Source organism: Pseudomonas sp. BP11-1-1, assembly GCF_052112105.1.
Lineage (GTDB): Bacteria > Pseudomonadota > Gammaproteobacteria > Pseudomonadales > Pseudomonadaceae > Aquipseudomonas > Aquipseudomonas alvandae.
In genome coordinates this window covers 399,919-423,986 of the sequence record NZ_JAUTYU010000001.1, presented here as the reverse complement: position 1 = coordinate 423,986, position 24,068 = coordinate 399,919, and the positions used below count along the sequence as shown (strand labels likewise).

Here is a 24,068-nt window from a genome sequence, read left to right as displayed (position 1 = left end):
CGGTGGTTCAGCCTGCACTGATATTGGATGTGCCGGCCCCATCGCGAGCGAGCTCGCTCCCACAGGAAGTGCAATCAGTTGAGTGTTGGATGCTACTCGTACTGACTGAGCAACCGTTCCATCCGCGCTTCCAGCCGGCGCTTGATCTCGGTCTCGATGTGCGGGGCGAAGTCGTCGATGACGTCTTGCATGATCAACTGCGCGGCGGCGCGGAGTTCGCGGTCCAGGTGCAGCAGGGCATCGGGGCCCTTGGGTTCAGGCTGGGGGGCTGGCTGGGGTTCGGGCTGGCCGTTGATCGGGTCGAACAGCAGCGGGATCTGTTCGTCATGCACCGGCTCGTGTTCCACCGTATCGGTCAACAGCGGCGGTTGCAGGTTGTCATCGCCGAGCAACTGGCGGATCGACTCGAGGTCATCCAGCAATTGGGCGGGTTTTTGCGGCGGTTTAGGAGTGTCCATCGTAGGCTCAGAGTCGCTGTAAACGGTGGTCTTGCAGAGGATAGCCCTGTTCGCGGTAGAAACGGAAACTCTCCCGCGCGGCTTGCCGGATGGCCGGGTCCTCAACCACCACTTCCGCCACGCGGGCGAAGCGCTGGGCGAAGGCCGGCACTTTCAGGTCAAGGTTGACCAGCAGGTCCTGATGTTGCCCGCAGTCATTCCCCAAGCCGAGCACGATCAAGCCCTCGGGCTCGCTTTCTGCCGGGCCATGGGGCACGAAGCTTTCGCCCTTGAAAGCCCACAGTCGTGCGTCGAGGTCTTCGCGCTGGGCGGCATCGCTGCAGTGCAGGTAGATGCGATGGCCCATTCGCCAGGCCTTTTCAGTCAGCTTGCAGGCGAAATCCAGCCGCGCCGAGGGATCGGCGCTGGGCAGGATATAGAAATCGACTTTGGTCATTGCGGTTCCTGAACAGCCGCTGGCGCCACCCGAGGGCGACGCCAACGGCAGTCATTGGTGTCAGGCCTTGGCGCGGTCCAGCAGGTATTGGGTCAACAGTGGAACCGGACGGCCGGTGGCGCCCTTGTCCTTGCCGCCGCTGGTCCAGGCCGTGCCGGCGATGTCCAGGTGCGCCCAGTTCAGGTTCTTGGTGAAGCGCGACAGGAAGCACGCCGCCGTGATGGTCCCGGCTTTCGGGCCGCCGATGTTGGCGATGTCGGCGAACGGGCTGTCCAGCTGTTCCTGGTACTCGTCGAACAGCGGCAATTGCCAGGCGCGGTCATCGGCTTGCTGGCCGGCGCTGAGCAACTGGCCGATCAGTTCGTCGTTGTTGCCCAGCAGGCCCGAGGTGTGGGCGCCAAGTGCGACGACGCAAGCGCCGGTCAGGGTGGCGATGTCGATCACCGCTTGCGGCTTGAAGCGCTCGGAATAGGTGAGGGCGTCGCACAGGACCAGGCGGCCCTCTGCGTCGGTGTTGAGGATTTCGACGGTCTGGCCGCTCATGGTGGTGACGATGTCGCCAGGACGCGAAGCCGTGCCGCTGGGCATGTTTTCAGCGCAGGCGAGAATGCAGACCAGGTTGATCGGCAGTTGCAGCTCGAGCACGGCGCGCAAGGTGCCGAGCACGCTGGCGGCGCCGCCCATGTCGTATTTCATTTCATCCATGCCGGCGCCGGGCTTGAGGCTGATGCCCCCGGTGTCGAAGGTGATGCCCTTGCCGACCAGTGCGTACGGCTTCTCGGCTTTCTTGCCGCCGTTGTATTGCATGACGATCAGGCGTGGCGGCTGGGCGCTGCCCTGGCCGACGGCATAGAACGAGCCCATGCCAAGGTCCTTGATTTTCTTCTCGTCGAAGACTTCGACCTTGAGCCCTTTGAATTCCTTGCCCAGTGCCTTGGCCTGTTCGCCCATGAACGTCGGGTGGCAGATGTTCGGCGGCAGGTTGCCCAGGTCGCGGGTGAAGGCCATGCCGTTGGCAATCGCGGTGGCATGGGTCACGGCGCGCTGGACTTCGGCCTGGGCGGCCTTGATGGTCAGCAGGGTGACTTTCTTCAGGGCGCGGGGTTCGGCTTTCTGGCTCTTGAATTGGTCGAATTGATATTCGCCGTCCACCAGGGTCTCGGCCAGCAGGCGGTTCTTGCCATAGCTGTCGCGGCCCTTGACCACCAGTTCGTCCAGCGCCAGTGCTGCGTCGCCACCGCCGAGGTTTTTCAGGGTGCCCAGCACGCCGGCAATGATCTTGCGGAACGGACGGTCGCCCAGTTCAGCTTCCTTGCCTACGCCGACCAGCAGCACGCGCTCGGCCTTGAGGTTGGGCAGGCTGTGCAGCAACAGGCTCTGGCCGACTTTGCCGGCCAGGTCGCCGCGCTTGAGTACGGCGTTGATCGCGCCGCCGCTCAAGGCGTCAAGCTGGGTGGCGACGACGCCGAGCTTGCGGTTTTCACCAACGGCAACCACCAGCGTGGCGGTCTTCAACGTTTCTGGGCTGACGCTTTTTACAACCAGTTCCATGTCCGGATCCCTGAATGAATGGTCAAGAGGCCAGGCGCCGAGACAGTGGCGCGCTGAACAGCTGTCTTCTATATAAAAGAAGCGCCGGGCTTGCCGGCGACAAAGGCCGCAGTTTGAACCTCGGCGCCCGAGCCTGACAACCCTCGTAGTCGTTAACTTTTTGGCCATGAAGCGTCTGGTTAAAGCGTGCGCAGTGACAGGCGCGTCCAATCACAGGATAATGCGGCTCTTTTTTCGGCGGCTCGCTGCGTGAGCTGGCTCGATACGTTTCCTTGTTTGGCCGCCATAGCCTGACAATCGTGGAGTGTCTGGTTTGATCGTCTTTCGTTATCTGTCCCGCGAAGTCCTGCTGACCCTGAGCGCGGTCAGCGCCGTGCTGCTGGTCATCATCATGAGCGGGCGCTTCATCAAGTACCTCGCGCAGGCGGCCTCCGGCGCCCTGGACCCGGGCTCGTTGTTCCTGATCATGGGATTCCGCCTGCCGGGCTTCCTGCAACTGATCCTGCCGCTGGGGTTGTTCCTCGGCATCCTGCTGGCTTACGGTCGCCTGTACCTGGACAGCGAAATGACCGTGCTGTCCGCCACGGGCATGAGCCAGCAGCGACTGTTTCGCATCACGTTGTTCCCGGCAACGCTGGTGGCGCTGGTGGTGGCCTGGCTGAGCCTGAGCCTGGCGCCCCAGGGAGCCAACCAATTCCAGCTGCTGATCAACCAGCAGGACGCCATGACCGAATTCGACACCCTGGTGCCGGGGCGCTTCCAGGCCCTGCGTGACGGGACGCGTGTCACCTACACCGAACAGCTTTCGGATGACCGGATCAACCTGGGGGGCGTCTTCATCACCCAGAAAAACCTGTCTTCGGATGCCAAGAAAGACCGCGGGATCTCCGTGCTGGTGGCCGAGAAGGGTCGGCAGGAAATCAACCCGGACGGTAACCGCTACCTGATTCTCGAGAATGGCTACCGCTACGACGGCAAGCCGGGCCAGGCCGATTATCGCGCTATCAAATACGACACCTACGGCGTGTTGCTGCCCAAGCCCGAGGCCAGCGACGAAGTCACCGATCGCGATGCGATGCCGACTTCAAGCCTGCTGGGCAGCAATGACATCCGCGCCCGTACCGAGCTGCAGTGGCGCTTGTCGCTGCCGCTGCTGGTGTTCATCGTGACGCTCATGGCGGTTCCGCTGTCGCGGGTCAACCCCCGCCAGGGCCGTTTCCTCAAGCTATTGCCAGCGATCCTTTTGTACATGGCTTACCTGACCATCCTGATTTCCGCCCGCAGCGCCCTGGAAAAAGGCAAGATCCCGCCGGCGCTGGGCCTGTGGTGGGTGCATTCGATATTCCTCGCCATTGGGCTCGGGTTGCTCTATTGGGAGCCCATGCGCCTGAAGCTCGCCAGCCGTCGCAGTGCGCTGGAGGTGGCCCGTGGTTAAACTCGACCGCTACATCGGCAGCAGCGTATTCATGGCGATCCTTGCTGTGCTGGGGATCATTCTTGGCCTGGCGACCTTGTTCGCGTTCATTGATGAAATGAGCGACGTCAGCGACACTTACACCCTGGCGGACGTCCTCAGCTACGTGTTGCTGACCGCGCCGCGGCGCCTGTATGACATGTTGCCGATGGCTGCGTTGATCGGCTGCCTGATTGGCTTGGGCAGCCTGGCGAGCAACAGCGAATTGACCATCATGCGCGCGGCTGGCGTATCCATCGGTCGGATTGTCTGGGCAGTGATGAAGCCGATGCTGGTACTGATGCTGGTCGGTGTGCTGATCGGCGAATATGTTGCCCCGGCCACCGAGAACACCGCCCAGGCCAACCGTTCCCTGGCCCAGGGTGGCGGCGATGCGCAAAGCGCCAAGCACGGCCTTTGGCACCGCCAGGGTGATGAGTTCATCCATATCAACTCGGTCCAGCCGAACGGTACCTTGTATGGCGTGACTCGCTATCGTTTCGACGATCAGCGGCACATGCTGTCCTCGAGTTTCGCCAAACGCGCCAAATTCGCCGAAGATCACTGGCAACTGAGCGACGTCACCACCACTCTGTTCCACGACAAACGCACCGAAGTGGTCGCCGCTCCAACGGAGCGCTGGGACGTGGCGTTGAGCCCGCAACTGCTCAGCACCGTCGTGATGGCGCCAGAATCGCTGTCGATCACCGGCCTGTGGGGCTACATCCACTACCTGGCAGACCAGGGCCTGAACAACGGGCGCTACTGGCTGGCTTTTTGGGTCAAGGTGTTGCAACCGCTGGTGACCGCTGCCCTGGTGCTGATGGCGATTTCCTTCATCTTCGGTCCGCTGCGTTCGGTGACCCTCGGCCAGCGGGTGTTCACCGGCGTGCTGGTGGGCTTTACCTTCCGTATTGCCCAGGACTTGTTGGGTCCATCGAGCCTGGTGTTCGGTTTCTCACCGCTGTTTGCGGTGCTGGTGCCGGCCGGTGTTTGCGCGTTGGCCGGCCTCTGGCTGCTGCGTCGGGCGGGTTGATCCCATTTTCTTGTGGCGGGGGAGCTTCTGTGGCGAGGGGATTTAGCGAAACGTCGCACCGCCCCGCTGGGTTGCGCAGCAACCCCCTGCGTCCTGTCTGACACATCGCGACGCCTGATGGATTCTGGGACTGCTGCGCAGTCCAACGGGGATAAATCCCCTCGCCACAAGTGCTCATCGACAGGCGAACGTGACGCTTGCTCAATGGATCAGGTACAATTCCCGGCTATTTTTCGGCGGGCCTTGCCTGCAGCCTTTTTGAGTGTTGATCCGTGAGTGATTTGAGTCATATCCGCAATTTCTCCATCATCGCCCACATTGACCATGGCAAGTCGACGCTGGCTGATCGCTTCATCCAGATGTGCGGCGGCCTGGCCGAGCGTGAAATGGAAGCCCAGGTCCTGGACTCCATGGACCTCGAGCGTGAACGCGGGATCACCATCAAGGCCCACAGCGTTACCCTCTACTACAAGGCCAAAGACGGCATTACCTACCAGCTCAACTTCATCGATACCCCGGGCCATGTCGACTTCACCTACGAAGTCAGCCGGTCCCTGGCGGCCTGTGAAGGCGCGTTGCTGGTGGTCGATGCCGGCCAGGGCGTCGAGGCCCAGTCCGTCGCCAACTGCTACACGGCCATCGAGCAAGGCCTGGAAGTCATGCCGGTGCTGAACAAGATCGACCTGCCACAGGCCGATCCGGAACGCGTGAAGGAAGAAATCGAGAAGATCATCGGCATCGACGCCACCGACGCGGTCACCTGCAGCGCCAAGACCGGCCTGGGCGTCGACGAAGTGCTCGAGCGCTTGGTAACGACCATTCCCGCACCGACCGGCAATATCGAAGATCCGCTGCAAGCGTTGATCATCGACTCCTGGTTCGACAACTACCTGGGCGTGGTCTCCCTGGTTCGCGTGCGCCACGGCCGCGTGAAGAAAGGCGACAAGATCCTGGTCAAATCCACCGGCAAGATCCACCTGGTGGACAGCGTCGGTGTCTTCAACCCGAAACACACCGCCACCGTCGACCTGAAGGCCGGTGAAGTGGGCTTCATCATCGCCGGTATCAAGGACATCCACGGTGCGCCGGTCGGCGACACCCTGACCTTGAGCACCACCCCCGACGTCGAAGTGCTGCCCGGTTTCAAGCGTATCCAGCCGCAGGTCTACGCCGGCCTGTTCCCGGTCAGCTCCGATGATTTCGAGGACTTCCGCGAAGCCCTGCAGAAGCTGACCCTGAACGACTCGTCCCTGCAATACACCCCGGAAAGCTCCGACGCCCTGGGCTTCGGTTTCCGTTGCGGGTTCCTGGGCATGCTGCACATGGAAATCATCCAGGAGCGCCTGGAGCGCGAGTATGACCTGGACCTGATCACCACGGCGCCAACGGTGATCTTCGAACTGCTCCTCAAGAACGGCGAGACGATCTACGTCGACAACCCGTCCAAGCTGCCGGACCTGTCGGCCATCGAGGACATGCGCGAGCCGATCGTGCGCGCCAACATCCTTGTGCCTCAGGAACACCTGGGCAACGTCATTACCCTGTGCATCGAAAAACGCGGCGTGCAGCACGACATGCTGTTCCTCGGCACGCAGGTCCAGGTGACCTACGATTTGCCGATGAACGAAGTGGTGCTGGATTTCTTCGATCGGCTGAAATCCACCAGTCGCGGCTATGCTTCGCTGGACTATCATTTCGATCGCTACCAATCGGCTAATCTGGTGAAGCTGGATGTGCTGATCAACGGCGAGAAAGTCGATGCCCTGGCATTGATCGTGCACCGTGACAACGCGCATTACAAAGGTCGCGCGTTGACCGAGAAGATGAAGGAACTGATTCCGCGGCAGATGTTCGACGTGGCAATCCAGGCCGCCATTGGCGGTCAGATTGTGGCGCGTACAACCGTCAAGGCGCTCAGAAAGAACGTATTGGCCAAATGCTACGGCGGCGACGTCAGCCGTAAGCGCAAGCTGTTGGAAAAGCAGAAGGCCGGTAAAAAACGCATGAAGCAGGTCGGTAACGTGGAAATTCCACAGGAAGCCTTCCTTGCGGTGCTCAGGTTGGATAGTTAGGTCCTATGTCGCTAAATTTCCCGCTGTTGCTGGTTATCGCCGTGTTTGTCTGCGGCCTGTTGGGGTTGCTCGATCTATTGTTCCTGGCGCCCCGGCGCCGGGCCGCCATTGCCTCTTATCAGGGCAGCGTCAGCCAGCCTGATGGCGTGGTCATTGAAAAGCTCAACAAGGAACCGCTGCTGGTCGAGTACGGCAAGTCGTTCTTTCCAGTGCTGTTCATCGTGCTCGTGCTGCGCTCGTTCCTGGTGGAGCCGTTCCAGATCCCGTCCGGCTCGATGAAGCCGACCCTGGATGTGGGCGACTTCATCCTGGTGAACAAGTTTTCCTACGGGATCCGGTTGCCGGTGATCGACAAGAAAGTCATCGAGATCGGCGACCCGCAACGCGGCGATGTGATGGTGTTCCGCTACCCAAGCGATCCGAACGTCAACTACATCAAGCGCGTGGTCGGCCTGCCGGGCGACAAGATCCGCTACACCGCCGACAAGCGTCTGTTCGTCAATGGCGAGCTGGTAGCCGAGCAACTGATCGGCTCCGAGCCGGGCACGCTGGGCAGCGCCGAGCTCTACAAGGAAAAACTCGGCGAAGCCGAACACCTGATCCGCAAGGAAATGAGCCGCTACCGCGCCACCCCGGACCATTCGTGGACCGTGCCGGCGGAGCACTACTTCATGATGGGTGACAACCGCGACAACTCCAACGACAGCCGCTACTGGGATGATCCGAGCATTCCCAAGGACCTGCTGGGCATGGTCCCCGACCGCAACATTGTCGGCAAGGCCTTTGCGGTCTGGATGAGCTGGCCGGAACCCAAACTCAGCCACCTGCCGAATTTCTCGCGGGTTGGCCTGATCAAGTAATCACACACGGCGCTGTTGAACACAGCGCCGAATGCTTTTCTGGAGCCTGCACAAGGTTGCCCGAAGGCATGAAGCCAACGATAGTCAGGACGTCATTTTTGAACACAGCGTTAATTGTCCCAAGCCAGCGGCGCCTCGTCGCCGTGGCGGTGGAATCCAGCCACGAACTCAGCGTGGGTAAACCGTGAGCGTTTCTCTAAGCCGCCTCGAGCGTCAGCTCGGCTACACTTTCAAGGATCAGGAGCTGATGCTCCTGGCCCTCACTCACCGCAGTTTTGCCGGGCGCAACAACGAACGCCTGGAATTCCTCGGCGATGCCATCCTCAATTTCGTCGCCGGCGAGGCGTTGTTCGAACGCTTTCCCCTGGCTCGCGAAGGCCAATTGTCGCGTTTGCGCGCACGATTGGTAAAAGGTGAGACCCTGGCCGTACTGGCCCGTGGTTTCGACCTGGGCGATTATCTGCGCCTGGGGTCGGGTGAGCTGAAAAGCGGCGGTTTCCGTCGCGAGTCGATCCTCGCCGATGCCCTGGAAGCATTGATTGGCGCGATCTACCTGGATTCGGGCATGGAAATGGCGCGCGAGCGCGTGCTGGCCTGGCTGACGTCCGAGATCGACAGCCTGACGCTGGTGGACACCAACAAGGATCCCAAGACCCGCTTGCAGGAATTCCTGCAATCGCGCAGTTGCGAACTGCCACGCTATGAAGTGGTGGATATCCAGGGTGAGCCGCATTGCCGAACCTTCTTCGTCGAGTGCGAAGTGGTCCTTTTGAATGAAAAAAGCCGAGGCCAGGGCGTCAGCCGTCGTATTGCCGAACAGGTCGCGGCCGCTGCAGCACTGATCGCCTTGGGCGTGGAGAATGGCAATGACTGATACAACCGTCACCCGCTGCGGCTATGTCGCCATTGTCGGTCGGCCGAACGTGGGCAAGTCCACGCTGTTGAACCACATCCTGGGCCAGAAGCTGGCGATTACCTCGCGCAAGCCGCAAACCACACGCCACAACATGCTGGGCATCAAGACCGAAGGCGACGTGCAGGCGATCTACGTCGACACCCCGGGGATGCACAAGGGCGGTGAAAAGGCCCTGAACCGCTACATGAACAAGACTGCTTCGGCGGCGCTGAAAGACGTCGATGTGGTGATCTTCGTGGTCGATCGCACCAAGTGGACCGAAGAAGACCAGATGGTCCTCGAGCGCGTCCAGTACGTGACCGGTCCGCTGATCGTGGCGCTGAACAAGACCGATCGCATCGAAGACAAGGCAGAACTGATGCCGCACCTGAGCTGGTTGCAGGAGCAGTTGCCGAATGCCCAGATCATCCCGATCTCCGCCCAGCATGGCCATAACCTCGACGCGCTGGAGCGGGTGATTGCCGAGCACCTGCCGGAAAACGATCATTTCTTCCCCGAAGACCAGATCACCGACCGCAGCAGCCGCTTCCTCGCCGCTGAACTGGTGCGCGAGAAAATCATGCGCCAGATGGGTGCCGAGCTGCCATACCAGATCACCGTCGAGATCGAAGAGTTCAAGCAACAGGGGAAGACCCTGCATATCCATGCCTTGATCCTCGTCGAACGTGACGGCCAGAAGAAGATCATCATTGGCGACAAGGGCGAGCGCATCAAGCGCATCGGCACCGAGGCGCGCAAGGACATGGAGCTGCTGTTCGACTCCAAGATCATGCTCAACCTGTGGGTCAAGGTGAAGGGCGGCTGGTCCGATGACGAGCGGGCGTTGCGTTCGTTGGGTTACGGCGACCTCTGATTAGCTGGATATACCGAGAACCATTGTGGGAGCGAGCTTGCTCGCGATGAGGGCCTGATATTCAACATGGACGTTGACTGACAGACCGCTATCGCGAGCAAGCTCGCTCCCACATTGGTTTCGGGTTGTTTATAAAATTTTGCTCGCCCAGTGAGAACTGCGACTTTAATGTCCCAACCCATCGCCCAACCCGCCTACGTCCTCCACAGCCGCGCCTACCGCGAAAGCAGCGCCCTGGTGGATTTCCTCACGCCCCAGGGGCGGCTGCGGGCGGTGTTGCGTGGGGCGCGGGGCAAGGCCGGGACGCTGGCGCGGCCGTTCGTGCCGCTGGAGGTCGAGTTTCGCGGGCGGGGCGAGTTGAAGAACGTCGGGCGCATGGAAAGCAACGGCGTCGCGGCCTGGCTCAACGGCGAGGCGTTGTTCAGCGGCTTGTACCTCAATGAGCTGTTGATCCGCCTGCTGCCCGCCGAAGATCCCCATCCCGCCGTTTTCGATCATTACACCGCGACGCTGCTGGCCCTGGCCGAAGGCCGGCCGCTGGAGCCGTTGCTGCGCTCCTTCGAATGGCGCCTGCTGGACGACCTGGGCTATGGCTTTTCCCTCGACACCGACCTGCACGGCCAGCCCATCGCCGCCGACGGGCTGTACCGCTTGCAAGTGGACGCGGGCCTGGAGCAGGTCTACCAGTTGCAACCGGGGCTGTTCAATGGCGTTGAGCTCTTGGCCATGGCCGAAGCCGACTGGACCGCACCGGGTGCCCTGGCGGCGGCCAAGCGTTTGATGCGCCAGGCCTTGGCGGTTCATCTGGGTGGGCGGCCGTTGGTCAGTCGCGAGCTGTTTCGCAAGCCCTGATCTCCCCGTATGCTGTGGGCCGAATCTCTGTCCATTCAGGAGCGCTTTTCGTGAGCACCAGCAATCGCATTCTTCTCGGCGTGAACATCGACCATGTCGCCACCCTCCGCCAGGCCCGTGGTACGCGCTACCCGGATCCGGTCAAGGCTGCGCTGGACGCCGAAGAGGCGGGTGCCGACGGCATCACCGTGCACCTGCGTGAAGACCGTCGCCACATCCAGGAGCGCGACGTGTTGCTGCTCAAGGATGTGCTGCAGACCCGCATGAATTTCGAAATGGGCGTGACCGAGGAAATGATGGCGTTCGCCGAGCGCATCCGCCCGGCGCATATCTGCCTGGTACCGGAAACCCGGCAGGAACTGACCACCGAAGGCGGCCTCGACGTCGCGGGGCAGGAATCGCGGATCAGCCTGGCGGTGGAACGCCTCTCGAAGATCGGCGCCGAGGTGTCGCTGTTCATCGACGCCGACGAGCGGCAGATCGAAGCCTCCAAGCGGGTCGGCGCCCCGGCCATCGAATTGCACACCGGTCGTTACGCCGATGCCGAGACGCCCACCGACGTGGCCGATGAATTGCAACGAGTGGCCGACGGCGTCGCTTTTGGCCTGGCCCAAGGCCTGGTCGTCAACGCCGGCCATGGCCTGCATTATCACAACGTCGAAGCCGTCGCGGCGATCAAGGGCATCAACGAACTGAACATCGGCCATGCGCTGGTGGCCCATGCGTTGTTCGTCGGGTTCAAGTCGGCGGTGGCGGAGATGAAGGCGCTGATCCTGGCGGCTGCCCGACCCTGACCCACCACCACACCCTGTGGGAGCGAGCCTGCTCGCGAAAGCGGAGTGTCAGTTAACAATCATGTCGACTGATGCACTGCTTTCGCGAGCAGGCTCGCTCCCACATTTGGTTGTGTACGGCTGTCAGAGCTGCGGGGATTCCTGGTTTGGCTTGCTCTTGTCCACGCCCGGCACATGCAGGTTGCCTTCGGCCACCTGGTTGCCTTCGAGCTGCGGCTGCGTCACCCAGGTGAGGATGTCGTAGTAGCGACGGATGTTCGCCACGAAATGCACCGGCTCGCCGCCCCGGGCGTAGCCGTAGCGGGTCTTGCTGTACCACTGCTTCTGGGAGAGGCGCGGCAGGATCTTCTTCACATCCAGCCATTTGTTCGGGTTCAGGCCTTCCTTGGCAGCGAGCTTGCGCGCGTCGTCGAGGTGGCCACTGCCCACGTTGTAGGCGGCGAGGGCGAACCAGGTGCGGTCCGGTTCTTCGATGCTCTCGTCCAGTTGATCCTTCATGTAGGCCAGGTATTTGGCGCCGCCCATGATGCTCTGCTTCGGATCCAGGCGATTGGACACGCCCATGGCCTGGGCGGTGTTCTGGGTCAGCATCATCAGGCCGCGCACGCCGGTCTTGGACGTGACCGCCGGTTGCCAGAGTGATTCCTGGTAACCGATGGCGGCCAGCAAGCGCCAATCGACTTTTTCTTTCTTGGCGTAGGCCTTGAAGTGCTGCTCATACTTGGGCAGCCGTTGCTGCAGGTGTTGGGCAAAGGTTGTCGCGCCCATGTAGCCGAGGACATCGACGTGCCCGTAATAGCGGTCCTTGAGGCGTTGCAGCGTGCCGTTCTTCTGCACCTTGTCCAGGTAAGCATTGATCTCGTTGAGCAGGCTGTTGTCTTCGCCGGGGCCGACCGCCCAACTCTGGCTGCGGGCGTCGCCCAGGTCGAACGCCACGCGCACGTTGGGGAAATACACCTGGTTCATCGCCACTTCGTTGGAATCGACGAGGGTCAGGTCGATCTGGCCCTCATCGACCATGCGCAGCAGGTCGACGACTTCAACCGCGTCGGACTCTTCGTATTCGATGCCTGGATATTGCTGCTTCAACTGCGCCAATTGCTCGGCGTGGGTGCTGCCCTTGAGCACCATGATCTTCTTGCCGGCCAGGCCTGCCGCGTCGGTGGGGCGTGACTGGCCGTTGCGGTAGATGATCTGGGGGGTGACTTCCAGATACGGATGGGAGAACCGCACCTGCTGCTTGCGTGGCTCGCTGCTGACCAGGCCCGCGGCGGCCAATACCGGGCCATTCGGCTTGCCTATCTGGCCGAACAGGTCATCCAGGTTGTCGGCGGTCTCGATTTTCAGCTCGACCCCCAAATCCTCGGCGAAGCGCTTCACCAGCTCATATTCGAAGCCGGTCTCACCATTGCGATCCTGGAAGTAGGTGGCGGGGCTGTTCCGGGTAACGACCCGCAGCACGCCATCCTCCTTTACGCGCTCCAGTGTGTTGGGTTTCTCAACACAACCACTGAGCACCAGGAAGAGTCCGGTTGCGATCAGCCATCTGGCGTACCGCGGACGCAAAGCCGTTGGGGAAAACATCTGCGCAGTATACGCAAACGGCCTCGACCGCCATATATCGACAGCAAAAGGCCAGTCTGCTAGAGGTTGCAAAACATGTCCGCGAGCCAGGCGGGCCGGCGCCCGGCGGGGTTCCTTCCGATAAAAAATAACTCCGGGGCGCGCGCCGGATGGCCGCGCCAGCGAGCGGCCGGCGGCACGACCGACGTTCGGCTGGCATCACACGTACCGTTTCGGGTGCCGTCGCCAGCGGTTTAGGCTAGAATGCACGGCCTCAAAGCACACCCCTTCCCGAGGCTGTCCCGAAGATGTTGATCCTGCGCGGCGCTCCTGCCCTTTCTGCCTTTCGCCACAGCAAACTTCTTGAGCAACTGAGCCAGAAAGTCCCGGCTGTCAGCGGCTTGTATGCTGAATTCGCTCACTTCGCCGAAGTCACCGGCGGTTTGACCGGCGACGAACAGCAGGTGCTCGCGCGCCTTCTGAAGTACGGTCCAAGTGTTCCGGTCCAGGAGCCAACCGGTCGCCTGTTCCTGGTATTGCCGCGTTTCGGCACCATTTCGCCATGGTCGAGCAAGGCCAGCGACATCGCCCGCAACTGCGGCCTGGCAAAAATCCAGCGCCTGGAGCGCGGCATTGCCTTTTATGTCGCCGGTGAGTTCAGCGAGGCCGAGGCCCAACTGATCGCCGATGGCCTGCATGACCGCATGACCCAGGTCGTCCTGGGCAACCTGGAACAGGCTGCCGGCCTGTTCAGCCACGCCGAACCCAAGCCACTGACCGCCATCGACGTGCTGGGCGGTGGCCGTGCCGCGCTGGAAAAAGCCAACGCCGAGCTGGGCCTGGCCCTGGCCGAAGACGAGATCGATTACCTGGTCAACGCCTTCCAGGGCTTGAAGCGCAACCCGCATGACATCGAACTGATGATGTTCGCCCAGGCCAACTCCGAGCACTGCCGCCACAAGATCTTCAACGCCAGTTGGGACATTGACGGCCAGAGCCAGGAAAAAAGCCTGTTCGGCATGATCAAGAACACCTACCAGATGCACAACGAAGGTGTGCTGTCGGCCTACAAGGACAACGCCGCAGTCATCGTCGGCAACGTTGCCGGTCGTTTCTACCCGAACCCTGAGACCCGCCAGTACGGTGCGGTCCAGGAGCCGGTGCACATCCTCATGAAGGTCGAGACCCACAACCACCCGACGGCCATTGCCCCGTTCCCGGGCGCGTCCACCGGTTCCGGTGGCGAGATCCGCGACGAAGGCGCCACCGGTCGCGGTGCCAAGCCCAAGGCCGGCCTGACTGGCTTCACCGTGTCGAACCTGCAGATCCCGGGCTTCGAACAGCCGTGGGAAAAGCCGTACGGCAAGCCTGAGCGCATCGTCAACGCCCTCGACATCATGATCGAAGGCCCACTGGGCGGCGCGGCGTTCAACAACGAATTCGGTCGCCCGGCCCTGACTGGCTACTTCCGTACCTTCGAACAATCCATCACCACTCCACGTGGCGAAGAGGTTCGCGGCTACCACAAGCCGATCATGCTCGCCGGCGGCATGGGCAACATCCGCGCCGAACACGTGCAGAAAGGCGAGATCGTGGTCGGCTCCAAGCTGATCGTCCTCGGCGGCCCGGCCATGTTGATCGGCCTGGGTGGCGGCGCGGCTTCGTCCATGGCCACCGGCACCAGCTCGGCAGACCTGGACTTCGCTTCGGTCCAACGGGAAAACCCGGAAATGGAACGCCGCTGCCAGGAAGTCATCGACCGTTGCTGGCAGTTGGGTGAGCACAACCCGATCAGCTTCATCCACGACGTCGGCGCGGGCGGCCTGTCCAACGCCTTCCCGGAGCTGGTCAACGATGGTGGCCGTGGTGGTCGCTTCGAATTGCGCAACATTCCGAACGACGAGCCGGGCATGGCCCCGCACGAAATCTGGAGCAACGAATCCCAGGAACGTTATGTCCTGGCGGTCGGCCCGGCCGACTTCGAGCGCTTCCAGGCCATTTGCGAGCGCGAGCGTTGCCCGTTCGCCGTGGTCGGTGAAGCCACCGCCGAACCGCAACTGACCGTGACTGACAGCCATTTCGGCAACAGCCCGGTGGACATGCCGCTGGAAGTGCTGCTGGGCAAGGCCCCGCGCATGCACCGTTCGGCCGTTCGCGAAACCGAGCTGGGCGACGATTTCGATCCGTCCACCCTCGACATCGCCGATTCCATCGAGCGCGTGCTGCATCACCCGGCCGTGGCGAGCAAGAGCTTCCTGATCACCATCGGCGACCGCACCATCACCGGCCTTGTGGCCCGCGACCAGATGGTCGGCCCGTGGCAGGTACCGGTGGCCGACGTGGCCGTGACCGCCACCAGCTTCGACGTCTACACCGGCGAAGCCATGGCCATGGGCGAGCGCACGCCGCTGGCGCTGCTGGACGCCCCGGCGTCGGGCCGCATGGCGATCGGCGAAACCCTGACCAACATCGCGGCTTCGCGCATCGGCAAGATTTCCGACATCAAGCTGTCGGCCAACTGGATGTCCGCCGCCGGTCACCCGGGTGAAGACGCCCGCCTGTACGACACCGTCAAGGCTGTCGGCATGGAGCTGTGCCCTGAGCTGGGCATCACCATTCCGGTGGGCAAGGACTCCATGTCCATGGCCACGCGCTGGAATGACGAAGGCGTGGACAAGAGCGTGACCTCGCCGCTGTCGCTGATCGTGACCGGTTTCGCCCCGGTCACGGACATCCGCCAGACCCTGACCCCGCAACTGCGCATGGACAAGGGCACCACCGACCTGATCCTGATCGACCTGGGCCGTGGCCAGAACCGCATGGGCGCCTCGATCCTGGCCCAGGTGCATGGCAAGCTCGGCTCGCAAGCGCCGGACGTCGACGATGCCGAAGACCTGAAGGCGTTCTTCGCCGTGATCCAGGGCCTCAACGCCGACGGTCACCTGCTGGCCTACCACGACCGTTCCGATGGCGGCTTGCTGACCACCGTGATGGAAATGGCCTTCGCCGGTCACTGCGGCCTGAACCTGACCCTGGACAGCGTCGCCGAATCCGCCGCCGAGATCCCGGCGATCCTGTTCAACGAAGAGTTGGGTGCGGTGATCCAGGTTCGCCAGGACGCCACCCCGGACATCCTCGCCCAGTTCAGCGCCGCCGGCCTGGCCGAGTGCGTCTCGGTGATCGGCCAGCCGATCAACAACGCCCACATCAACATCACCTTCAACGGCGACACCGTCTTCGAAGGCCAGCGCCGCCTGTTGCAGCGCCAGTGGGCCGAGACCAGCTACCAGATCCAGCGCCTGCGTGACAACGTCGAATGCGCCGAGCAGGAATTCGACGCGCTGCTGGAAGAAGACAATCCGGGCCTGAGCGCCAAGCTCAGCTACGACGTCAACGACAATGTGGCCGCGCCGTACATCAAGAAAGGCATTCGCCCACAAGTGGCCGTCCTGCGCGAGCAGGGCGTCAACGGCCAGGTGGAGATGGCGGCAGCGTTCGACCGCGCCGGTTTCAACGCGATCGACGTGCACATGAGTGACATCCTCGCCGGTCGTGTCGATCTGAACGACTTCAAGGGCATGGTCGCCTGCGGCGGCTTCTCCTACGGTGACGTGCTGGGTGCCGGTGAAGGCTGGGCCAAGTCGGCGCTGTTCAACAGCCGCGCCCGCGATGCGTTCCAAGGCTTTTTCGAACGCACCGACAGCTTCACCCTTGGCGTGTGCAACGGTTGCCAGATGATGTCCAACCTGCACGAGCTGATCCCGGGCAGCGAGTTCTGGCCGCACTTCGTGCGTAACCGTTCCGAGCAGTTCGAAGCCCGTGTCGCGATGGTTCAGGTGCAAGAATCGAACTCGATCTTCCTGCAGGGCATGGCCGGTTCGCGCATGCCGATCGCCATCGCCCACGGCGAAGGCCATGCGGAGTTCCAGAGCGAAGAAGCGTTGCTCGAAGCCGACCTGTCCGGTTGCGTGTCGCTGCGTTTCGTCGACAACCACGGCAAGGTCACTGAAACCTACCCGGCCAACCCGAACGGCTCGCCGCGCGGGATCACTGGCCTGACCAGCCGCGACGGCCGCGTCACGATCATGATGCCGCACCCTGAGCGGGTGTTCCGCGCGGTGCAGAACTCGTGGCGTTCGGACGACTGGAACGAAGACGCGCCATGGATGCGCATGTTCCGCAACGCCCGCGTCTGGGTGAACTGAGGCGGTGTACAAGCTCTGCTTCTTCGTCCCGGCCAGTCATGTGGACGAGGTCAAAAGCGCCGTATTCGCTGCCGGTGGCGGACGAATCGGCGACTATGACCACTGCGCCTGGCAGGTGCTGGGCCTGGGTCAGTTTCGCCCGTTGGACGGCAGCCAGCCGTTCATCGGCGAGGCCGGGCAGGTCGAGCAGGTCGAGGAGTGGAAGGTAGAGCTTGTTGTCGCCGATGAGTTGATCCGCCCCGTGGTGGAGGCGCTGAAACAGAGCCATCCCTACGAGACACCGGCGTATGAGGTGTGGCGGTTGGAGGAATTCTGATTCTCCCGCTGTTGTAATAAAAAACCCGCTGATCGATTCAGCGGGTTTTTTATTGCATGTGATTCCTGTGTACACAAACCCCTGTGGCGAGGGAGCAAGCTCCCTCGCCACAGGGGTTGTGCTGTGTCAGATATAGGTGTTGGGTGTGTGCAGGCCCCATCGCGAGCAAGCTCGCTCCCACAGTGGATGTGTGTTGTTCACAAAACACGTAATCGACACCGAACCCCTGTGGGGCGGGCTTGCTCGCGAAGGGCCAGACAGTCGGCGAAGGCCTAGGCTTTGACATCCGCCTTACGACTCAGCAGCAGCGCCTCCAACGCCCGCCACAACCCCGGCGCCTTCTCCCCCAACAACAAATGCCAAACGCCACCGTCCAGTGAGCTGATCCCCTGGCACCCAAGCGCCTTGAGCTGGCTTTCCGACAACCTCTTGCCATCGGCCAACCGCACGCGCAAACGGCTCATCGCCACGCAATCGAGCTGCAACACGTTCCTGCCACTGCCCAGGGCATCGAGCCATTGCTGTGCTTCGGCCTCCGAGGCAGTTGTCGGTAAAGCCGGCTCGACCGCAGCGTTCGCGGGCGCACTGACGATCTGATCGGAAGAGGGCAACGCCAAGCGAATTTCATCCGCAATGCTATCCGCCATCGGCCCCACCACCACTTGCAAGCTGCCGCCATTACCCGGTCTGACCACGGCCATCGCGCCGAGGGCCTTGAGCTGCGCGTCGGACGCCTTGCCGCGATCCACCATGTCCAGGCGCAGGCGGGTGGTGCAGGCGCCGACAGTGATCAGGTTGTCGGCACCGCCCAAGGCTTGGATATACGCAGCGGCGCGTTGGTTTTCGGCGATGACCGGTTTATCGCGCACCGGTACTTCCTCACGCCCCGGCGTCTTCAGGTCGAAGCGGCGGATGCAGAAGTCGAACACCAGGTAATAAATCGCCGCGTAGGCCAGGCCCACCGGGATGACCAACCAACCGTTGGTGGATTTGCCCCAGCCCAGGACCATGTCGATGAAACCGCCCGAGAAGGTAAAGCCCAGGTGGATATTCAGCAGGTTGGTCACCGCCATCGACAGGCCAGTGAGCAGCGCATGGACCAGGTACAACAGCGGCGCTAGGAACATGAACGCAAATTCGATCGGCTCGGTGACGCCGGTCAGGAACGAAGTCAGCGCCATCGACAGCAGGATCCCGCCCATGACCTTGCGCCGCTGGGGCAGGGCGTTGCGGTACATCGCCAGGCACGCGGCGGGCAGGCCGAAAAGCATCACCGGGAACATGCCGGTCATGAACTGGCCGCCCTTGGGGTCGCCGGCGAAATAACGGGTCAGGTCGCCAGTGACCACCGCGCCGGTAGTCGGGTCGGTGAAGCTGCCGAAGATGAACCAGGCCATGTTGTTGAGGATGTGGTGCAGGCCGGTGACGATCAGCAATCGATTGAATACACCGAAGACGAACGCACCGAAGCTACCGCTGGCCATCAGCAGCTCGCCGAAGCTGTTGATGCCGTGCTGGATCGGCGGCCAGACCAGGCCGAACACCAGGCCCAGGCCGACGGCGCTGAAACCGGTGACGATCGGCACGAAGCGCCGGCCGCCAAAGAACGCCAGGTACTCCGGCAGCTTGATGTCCTTGAAACGGTTGTACAGCGCGCCGGCCAACAGGCCACTGATGATCCCGGCGAGCATGCCCATGTTGATGGTCGCGTCGAGCACCTTCAGGGTCGCGATCATGACCAGGTAACCGATGGCCCCGGCCAGTCCGGCGGTGCCGTTGTTGTCCCGGGCGAACCCCACGGCGATGCCGATGGCGAAGATCATCGGCAGGTTGGCAAAAATCGCTTCGCCAGCGTCGTGGATTATCGCGATATTCAATAGGTCCGTGTCACCCAGGCGCAGGAGCAGGCCGGCGATCGGCAGGATCGCGATCGGCAGCATCAGCGCCCGGCCGAGGCGTTGCAGCCCTTCGATGAAATGCTGGTACATGGCGTCTCTCCTTTTATTGTTCTTCGACGGGCTTCAGCCCAGGGGCCAATGTTGATGACAGGCCTGGCGCACGGCGGCGGCGCTGGCCAGGTTCAGCAAGTCGGTACTGATGCGCTGGCACTGGGCGGCATCCAGGTGGCGTACGCGGTCCTTGATCTCACCGACCTGCGGCGGGCTGACCGACAGTTCCCGTACACCCAGCCCGATCAGCACCGGCGTCGCCAGCGGATCGGAGGCCAGGGCCCCGCACACCCCGACCCAGCGCCCATGCCTGGCCGCACCGACGCAGGTCTGGGCGATCAGCCGCAACAGCGCCGGGTGCAGGGCATCGACCCGGGCGGCGAGACCGGCGTGGTCGCGGTCCATGGCGAGGGTGTACTGGGACAGGTCGTTGGTGCCGATGGACAGGAAATCTGCGTGTTCGGCCAGCTGTTCGGCGAGCAGTGCGGCGGCTGGCACTTCGATCATCACCCCAAGCTGCGGGCGCTCCTCCAGGCCGAGTTCGGCGGCCAAGGCATCAAGGCGCTGGCGGATGTGCAGCAGTTCGTCAACCTCGGTGACCATCGGCAACAGAATGCGGCAGCGCTGCAGTGGACGGGTTTGCAGCAGCGCCCGCAATTGCTGATCCAACAGTTCCGGCCGTACCTGGGCCAGGCGAATGCCTCGCAGGCCGAGCACCGGGTTGGCTTCGGCCGGCAGCGGCAGGTAGTCCAATTGCTTGTCGCCACCGACGTCGATGGTGCGGATGATCACGGGCCTGTCGCCCATGGCATCGAGCACGGCCTGATAGGCCTCGCGTTGTTCTTCGTCGTCGGGGGCGGTGTGGCGGTCGACGAAGAGAAATTCGGTGCGCAGCAAGCCGATGCCATCGGCACCGTTGGCGAAGGCCTCGCCCGCTTCGATGCTGGAGGCAGCGTTGGCGGCGACTTCGATCCCTATTCCATCAACCGTTCGCGCCGGCGTATGGGCGAGGGTCTGTTGCTGGGCGCGCAAGGCGACGCGTTGACTGTGCACTTGCTGCACTTGTGTCAGTCGCTCGGCGCTTGGCGTGAGTTCGAGGCGGCCGCCGTCTGCGTCCAGCACCACCGATTGGCCCGGCGCCTGTGCAAGCAGGGCCTCGCCCAACGCCACCAGGCAGGGCAGGCCTTTGCCCCGGGCCAGGATCGCCACGTGGGAGGTCGCGCCGCCTTCGGCCATACATACGCCGGCCACGCCTTGGGCGCTGAGTTGCAACAGGTCTGAGGGGGTCAGCTCTCGCGCGGCGACGATCGCGCCTGTCGGTACGTCGAACTTACAGGCTTCACCCAGCAACACCCGCAGAACCCGCTGGCGCAGGTCGTGCAAATCATTGGCGCGCTCGGCCAGCAGTGCACTGCCCAATTGCCGTAGCACCTGGCACTGCATGTCGATGGACTGGCTCCAGGCATGGGGCGCGGCACGGCCCTGATCGATCGAGAGGTCAGCGGCGTCCAGCAGGACCGGGTCTTCCAGCAACGCCAGATGGGCGCTGAAAATGGCCTGCTCATCGATGTGGCGCCGGGCCTTGGCGTGTTCCAGCGTGATCTGGATGTCGCGACTGACGTGGGCCAGGGCTTGGCGCAGTCGTTGACGTTGCTCTTCGACGTCATGTCCACCGACATCCTCGGGCAATTGAATGCCCTCCAGCCGGACCAGCGTCCCGCTGACCAGTCCGGGGGCGGCGCAGACGCCGTGCAGCACACCCTCTTCAGCGGCCCGGCTCGGTGCCTTGGCCTGGGGCGCCTGGGTATGAGCCTCTTCGGCCAGGGCCGTGGACAGGGTGGTCAACAGCGCTTGCAACGCCGCTTCGGCATCGCTGCCGCGACAACTGACATGCACCTCAGCCTGTTCGTTGATCGCCAGGCCCATCATGCCCATGACGCTGTCGCAGGACGCCGACCGACCGCCAAAGTGCAGCTGCGAGCGACTCTTGAACCCTTGCGCGGTCTGGCGGACCAAGGCTGCCGGTCGGGCGTGCAGGCCTCCCCGATGGGCGATACGGATCTGGCCGAACACCTCGATGCCGACGTCCAACTCATCGTCACGTGTTTCATTCGGTGTCTTGCTGACGATGTGCAGCAACGGTTCGCCGACCTTGACGCCTTTAAGTGTGATCGGCCGTGCCTGGAAGTGTTCGCCGTTGGTGATGACCAACAGGCTGACCAGGCTTTTGCAGCGCTGGGCCACGTTGTCCAGGTCATAGCGCAGCAGCGCCTGGCCGTTGCTGACTCGCGCACCTTCCTTGACCAGTATGGAAAAACCGTCGCCCTGCAACTCGACGGTGTCCAGCCCGAGGTGCAGCAGCAATTCGGCGCCGTTGTCGGCCCGCAGTGTTACGGCGTGGCCGGTACGAGCGACGTGGATCACCTCGCCGTCGCAGGGGGCGTAGAGGGTATCGTTCAGTGGATCAATGGCGATCCCATCGCCCATCGCACCGCTGGCGAACACCGCGTCCGGCACGTTGGCGAGGGTGAGCACCGGACCGCTGAGCGGGGCGCTGAGGATCAGCTCTTTATTGTTGTTGGGCATGGGCTCGCTCTCTTTGGGATCATTGGCCTTGCATGAAAAGAACGCTGGCGGTTCAGTGGGTCCGGGTGACCTTGCTCAAGTGCCGTGGCTGATCGGGGTCCAGGCCTCGGGCCACGGCCAATCGGGCGGCCATGCCGTAAAAGCTCTGGATCGCCAGGATCGGGTCCAGGGCCGGATGCCCGGCGCGACTCAGCGTCAAGTCGCGCTCGGCGATGTCATCGGGGGCGGCCAGCAGTACCCGGGCGCCGCGCTCGCGCATGTCGGCGGCCAGGCTCAACACGCCAGCCTGCTCGGCACCGCGCGGAGCAAAAACCAGCAGCGGATAGTTTTCGTCGATCAGGGCCATCGGCCCGTGACGGACTTCGGCGCTGCTGAAGGCTTCGGCCTGGATCGCCGAGGTTTCCTTGAACTTGAGTGCCGCTTCCTGGGCGATGGCAAAACCGGCGCCACGACCAATCACCATGAGCCGTTGGCAGTCACGCAGCGCTTCGACGGCGGCGCTCCAATCCTGGCTCGCCGCGTCGCGCAGGCCTTCGGGCAGCGCATGGCCGGCTTCGAGCAACTCGGTGTCGTCCTTCCAGTGGGCCACCAACCGCGCACTGGCGCTGAGGGTGGCAATGAAACTCTTGGTCGCGGCTACACTGCTCTCGATGCCGGCGCACAACGGCACGCTGAATTCGCAGGCCGCCTCCAGCGGAGAATCCTCTGCGTTGACCATCGCCACGCTCAACGCGCCGCGCTTGCGCAACAGGCGCAGGCTGTTGACCAGGTCCGGGCTCTGCCCCGACTGCGAGAACGCGAACGCCACCTGGCCGCTGACCTTCAGCGGCGCCTGTTGCAGCGTGACCACCGACATCGGCAGCGATGCCACCGGCAAGCCCAATTGCTGCATGGTCAGGTAAGCGAAATAACTGGCGGCGTGGTCGGAACTGCCCCGAGCCACGGTCATCGCCACTTGCGGCGGTTGACGACGCAAGCGTCCGGCGATTTCCGCCAGCGTCGGATCCAGTCGCTGCAATTGACGCTCGACGGCTTCGGCTGAGGCGAGGGCCTCTTCAAGCATTTTGGAAGTCAACGGCTTCTCCTTCGACCATTACGTCGATCAGGTTCAGGGCACGGTCAAGGCGCACGCAGTCGGCCCAGGCGCCGGGATGCAGGCGTCCGCGCTCGGGCAGGCCGAGGTAGTCGGCGGGGAATTGCGACAGGCGTCGGGAGGCGTCGTCGAGGGGCAGGCCGATCTTCACCAGGTTGCGCAGGGCCTGGTCCATCGTCAGGGTGCTGCCGGCCAAGGTGCCGTCGGCCAGCCGCACGCCGCCCAGGCATTTGGTCACGGTGTGGCTGCCCAGCTTGTATTCGCCATCGGGCATGCCGGCGGCGGCGGTGGAGTCGGTAACGCAATACAGGCACGGGATCGAACGCAACGCCACGCGCATGGCACCGGGGTGCACGTGCAGCAGATCCGGGATCAGCTCGGCGTATTGCGCATGGGCCAGCGCCGCACCGACGATGCCCGGTTCGCGGTGATGCAGCGGGCTCATGGCGTTGTACAAATGGGTAAAACTGCTGGCCCCGGCGGCCAGTGCCGCGACGCCTTCTTCGTAGCTGCCGAGGGTATGGCCGATCTGCATGCGCACACCGCGAACGCTGAGGACACGGATCAAGGCATCGTGGCCGGCGATTTCCGGTGCGATGGTAATCACCCGGATCGGCGCCAGGGCCAGGTACGTTTCCACCTCGGCCATTAACGCGGTGTGGGCGAAATTCGGTTGCGCGCCGAGTTTGCCGGGGTTGATGTAAGGGCCTTCCAAGTGAACACCGAGGACACGTGCGCTGCCGCTGGGCCGCCGTTCGCAGAACTCACCGAGGGCCTTGAGGACGCTGGCGATTTCTTCGCTTGGCGCGGTCATGGTGGTGGCGAGCAGCGACGTGGTGCCAAAGCGCACGTGGGTACGGGCGATGGTTTCGAAGGCTGGGGCGCCCTCCATGATGTCCTTGCCGCCACCGCCGTGCACATGCAGGTCGATGAAACCGGGCAGCAGGTAGGGCAGGTCGTTGCTCGTCGGGTCGCAGGGCTGGCCTTCGACGGACACGACCTTGCCGTGTTCATGGATCAGGCGGCCGCGTATCCAGCCGTTGGCGGTGAGGATGTTGTCTTCGGACATTGGAAT

General features: G+C 63.0%; 18 protein-coding genes. 10 read left to right on the top strand and 8 right to left on the bottom strand.

Translation table 11 applies throughout. The features are described 5' to 3' along the window. Positions 1-92 precede the first annotated feature (92 nt). Genes Q7C33_RS01875 through Q7C33_RS01865 form a run of 3 tightly spaced genes read right to left on the bottom strand, consistent with a single transcriptional unit; the run spans position 93 to position 2,445 of the window. Positions 93-458, bottom strand: coding sequence for a hypothetical protein (locus Q7C33_RS01875; protein WP_030139619.1), 366 nt, complete (start codon positions 456-458; stop codon positions 93-95). A gap of 7 nt (positions 459-465) precedes the next feature. Further along, positions 466-894 carry a DNA polymerase III subunit chi gene (locus tag Q7C33_RS01870; protein ID WP_030139618.1) on the bottom strand — a complete coding sequence of 143 codons (429 nt, stop codon included), beginning with the start codon at positions 892-894 and terminating at the stop codon, positions 466-468. A gap of 60 nt (positions 895-954) precedes the next feature. Next, positions 955-2,445: a leucyl aminopeptidase gene (locus tag Q7C33_RS01865; RefSeq protein WP_030139617.1), complete on the bottom strand. Its 1,491-nt coding sequence runs from the start codon at positions 2,443-2,445 to the stop codon at positions 955-957. Positions 2,446-2,758: 313 nt separating this feature from the next. Between Q7C33_RS01865 and lptF the strand changes: the two genes are divergently transcribed. The 8 genes from lptF (at position 2,759) to pdxJ (ending at position 11,281) form a co-directional block, all read left to right on the top strand. Continuing rightward, complete coding sequence (gene lptF, locus Q7C33_RS01860) at positions 2,759-3,880, top strand: LPS export ABC transporter permease LptF (protein ID WP_030139616.1); 1,122 nt, start codon at positions 2,759-2,761, stop codon at positions 3,878-3,880. Further along, positions 3,873-4,934, top strand: coding sequence for an LPS export ABC transporter permease LptG (lptG, locus tag Q7C33_RS01855; RefSeq protein ID WP_030139615.1), 1,062 nt, complete (start codon positions 3,873-3,875; stop codon positions 4,932-4,934). Before lptF ends, lptG begins: the two co-directional genes overlap by 8 nt. A 272-nt stretch (positions 4,935-5,206) precedes the next feature. Continuing rightward, on the top strand, positions 5,207-7,006 hold the full coding sequence (gene lepA / locus Q7C33_RS01850; RefSeq protein ID WP_030139614.1) for a translation elongation factor 4: 1,800 nt from the start codon (positions 5,207-5,209) through the stop codon (positions 7,004-7,006). Positions 7,007-7,011: 5 nt separating this feature from the next. Further along, positions 7,012-7,866, top strand: a complete 855-nt coding sequence (gene lepB / locus Q7C33_RS01845) for a signal peptidase I (protein WP_217861321.1) — start codon at positions 7,012-7,014, stop codon at positions 7,864-7,866. A 184-nt stretch (positions 7,867-8,050) separates the two neighbouring features. After that, positions 8,051-8,740 (top strand): ribonuclease III, encoded by a 690-nt coding sequence (gene rnc, locus Q7C33_RS01840; protein WP_030139612.1) that lies wholly within the window; start codon positions 8,051-8,053, stop codon positions 8,738-8,740. Next, complete coding sequence (gene era, locus Q7C33_RS01835) at positions 8,733-9,635, top strand: GTPase Era (RefSeq protein WP_030139611.1); 903 nt, start codon at positions 8,733-8,735, stop codon at positions 9,633-9,635. Before rnc ends, era begins: the two co-directional genes overlap by 8 nt. 168 nt (positions 9,636-9,803) lie before the next feature. Then, positions 9,804-10,487 carry a DNA repair protein RecO gene (gene recO, locus Q7C33_RS01830; protein ID WP_030139610.1) on the top strand — a complete coding sequence of 228 codons (684 nt, stop codon included), beginning with the start codon at positions 9,804-9,806 and terminating at the stop codon, positions 10,485-10,487. Positions 10,488-10,537: 50 nt separating this feature from the next. Then, positions 10,538-11,281, top strand: a complete 744-nt coding sequence (gene pdxJ, locus Q7C33_RS01825) for a pyridoxine 5'-phosphate synthase (RefSeq protein WP_407682744.1) — start codon at positions 10,538-10,540, stop codon at positions 11,279-11,281. 123 nt (positions 11,282-11,404) lie between these two features. Here pdxJ and mltF read toward each other — a convergent pair whose 3' ends face one another. After that, the gene (mltF, locus tag Q7C33_RS01820; protein ID WP_407682743.1) at positions 11,405-12,865 is read right to left on the bottom strand and encodes a membrane-bound lytic murein transglycosylase MltF; all 1,461 of its coding nucleotides are present in this window, start codon (positions 12,863-12,865) and stop codon (positions 11,405-11,407) included. 287 nt (positions 12,866-13,152) lie between these two features. On the opposite strand from mltF, the gene purL reads away from it, so the two are divergent. Both purL and Q7C33_RS01810 read left to right on the top strand, forming a co-directional pair. Beyond that, positions 13,153-17,049: a phosphoribosylformylglycinamidine synthase gene (purL, locus tag Q7C33_RS01815; protein ID WP_198796573.1), complete on the top strand. Its 3,897-nt coding sequence runs from the start codon at positions 13,153-13,155 to the stop codon at positions 17,047-17,049. Positions 17,050-17,053: 4 nt separating this feature from the next. Beyond that, a complete protein-coding gene (locus Q7C33_RS01810) occupies positions 17,054-17,365 on the top strand; it encodes a Nif3-like dinuclear metal center hexameric protein (protein WP_030139606.1) in 312 nt (103 codons plus the stop codon). 272 nt (positions 17,366-17,637) lie between these two features. On the opposite strand, the gene nagE is transcribed toward Q7C33_RS01810, so the two are convergent. The 4 genes from nagE to nagA are packed head-to-tail and all read right to left on the bottom strand — an operon-like array spanning position 17,638 to position 24,062. Next, a complete protein-coding gene (gene nagE / locus Q7C33_RS01805; RefSeq protein WP_407682742.1) occupies positions 17,638-19,353 on the bottom strand; it encodes an N-acetylglucosamine-specific PTS transporter subunit IIBC in 1,716 nt (571 codons plus the stop codon). 33 nt (positions 19,354-19,386) lie between these two features. Beyond that, complete coding sequence (ptsP, locus tag Q7C33_RS01800; protein ID WP_217861322.1) at positions 19,387-21,900, bottom strand: phosphoenolpyruvate--protein phosphotransferase; 2,514 nt, start codon at positions 21,898-21,900, stop codon at positions 19,387-19,389. A 52-nt stretch (positions 21,901-21,952) separates the two neighbouring features. Next, positions 21,953-22,975 carry an SIS domain-containing protein gene (locus Q7C33_RS01795; protein WP_030139603.1) on the bottom strand — a complete coding sequence of 341 codons (1,023 nt, stop codon included), beginning with the start codon at positions 22,973-22,975 and terminating at the stop codon, positions 21,953-21,955. Next, positions 22,956-24,062: an N-acetylglucosamine-6-phosphate deacetylase gene (nagA, locus tag Q7C33_RS01790; protein WP_407682741.1), complete on the bottom strand. Its 1,107-nt coding sequence runs from the start codon at positions 24,060-24,062 to the stop codon at positions 22,956-22,958. The genes Q7C33_RS01795 and nagA overlap by 20 nt, the downstream gene beginning before the upstream one ends. Between the last annotated feature and the right edge of the window lie 6 nt (positions 24,063-24,068).

What these genes read in the sequence shown, in the direction of transcription:
- Q7C33_RS01875 (WP_030139619.1), bottom strand. Translation starts at nt 458, where the DNA reads ATGGACACTCCTAAACCGCCGCAAAAACCCGCCCAATTGCTGGATGAC.
- Q7C33_RS01870 (WP_030139618.1), bottom strand. Translation starts at nt 894, where the DNA reads ATGACCAAAGTCGATTTCTATATCCTGCCCAGCGCCGATCCCTCGGCG.
- Q7C33_RS01865 (WP_030139617.1), bottom strand. Translation starts at nt 2,445, where the DNA reads ATGGAACTGGTTGTAAAAAGCGTCAGCCCAGAAACGTTGAAGACCGCC.
- lepB (WP_217861321.1), top strand. Translation starts at nt 7,012, where the DNA reads ATGTCGCTAAATTTCCCGCTGTTGCTGGTTATCGCCGTGTTTGTCTGC.
- era (WP_030139611.1), top strand. Translation starts at nt 8,733, where the DNA reads ATGACTGATACAACCGTCACCCGCTGCGGCTATGTCGCCATTGTCGGT.
- recO (WP_030139610.1), top strand. Translation starts at nt 9,804, where the DNA reads ATGTCCCAACCCATCGCCCAACCCGCCTACGTCCTCCACAGCCGCGCC.
- mltF (WP_407682743.1), bottom strand. Translation starts at nt 12,865, where the DNA reads ATGTTTTCCCCAACGGCTTTGCGTCCGCGGTACGCCAGATGGCTGATC.
- purL (WP_198796573.1), top strand. Translation starts at nt 13,153, where the DNA reads ATGTTGATCCTGCGCGGCGCTCCTGCCCTTTCTGCCTTTCGCCACAGC.
- nagE (WP_407682742.1), bottom strand. Translation starts at nt 19,353, where the DNA reads ATGTACCAGCATTTCATCGAAGGGCTGCAACGCCTCGGCCGGGCGCTG.
- ptsP (WP_217861322.1), bottom strand. Translation starts at nt 21,900, where the DNA reads ATGCCCAACAACAATAAAGAGCTGATCCTCAGCGCCCCGCTCAGCGGT.
- nagA (WP_407682741.1), bottom strand. Translation starts at nt 24,062, where the DNA reads ATGTCCGAAGACAACATCCTCACCGCCAACGGCTGGATACGCGGCCGC.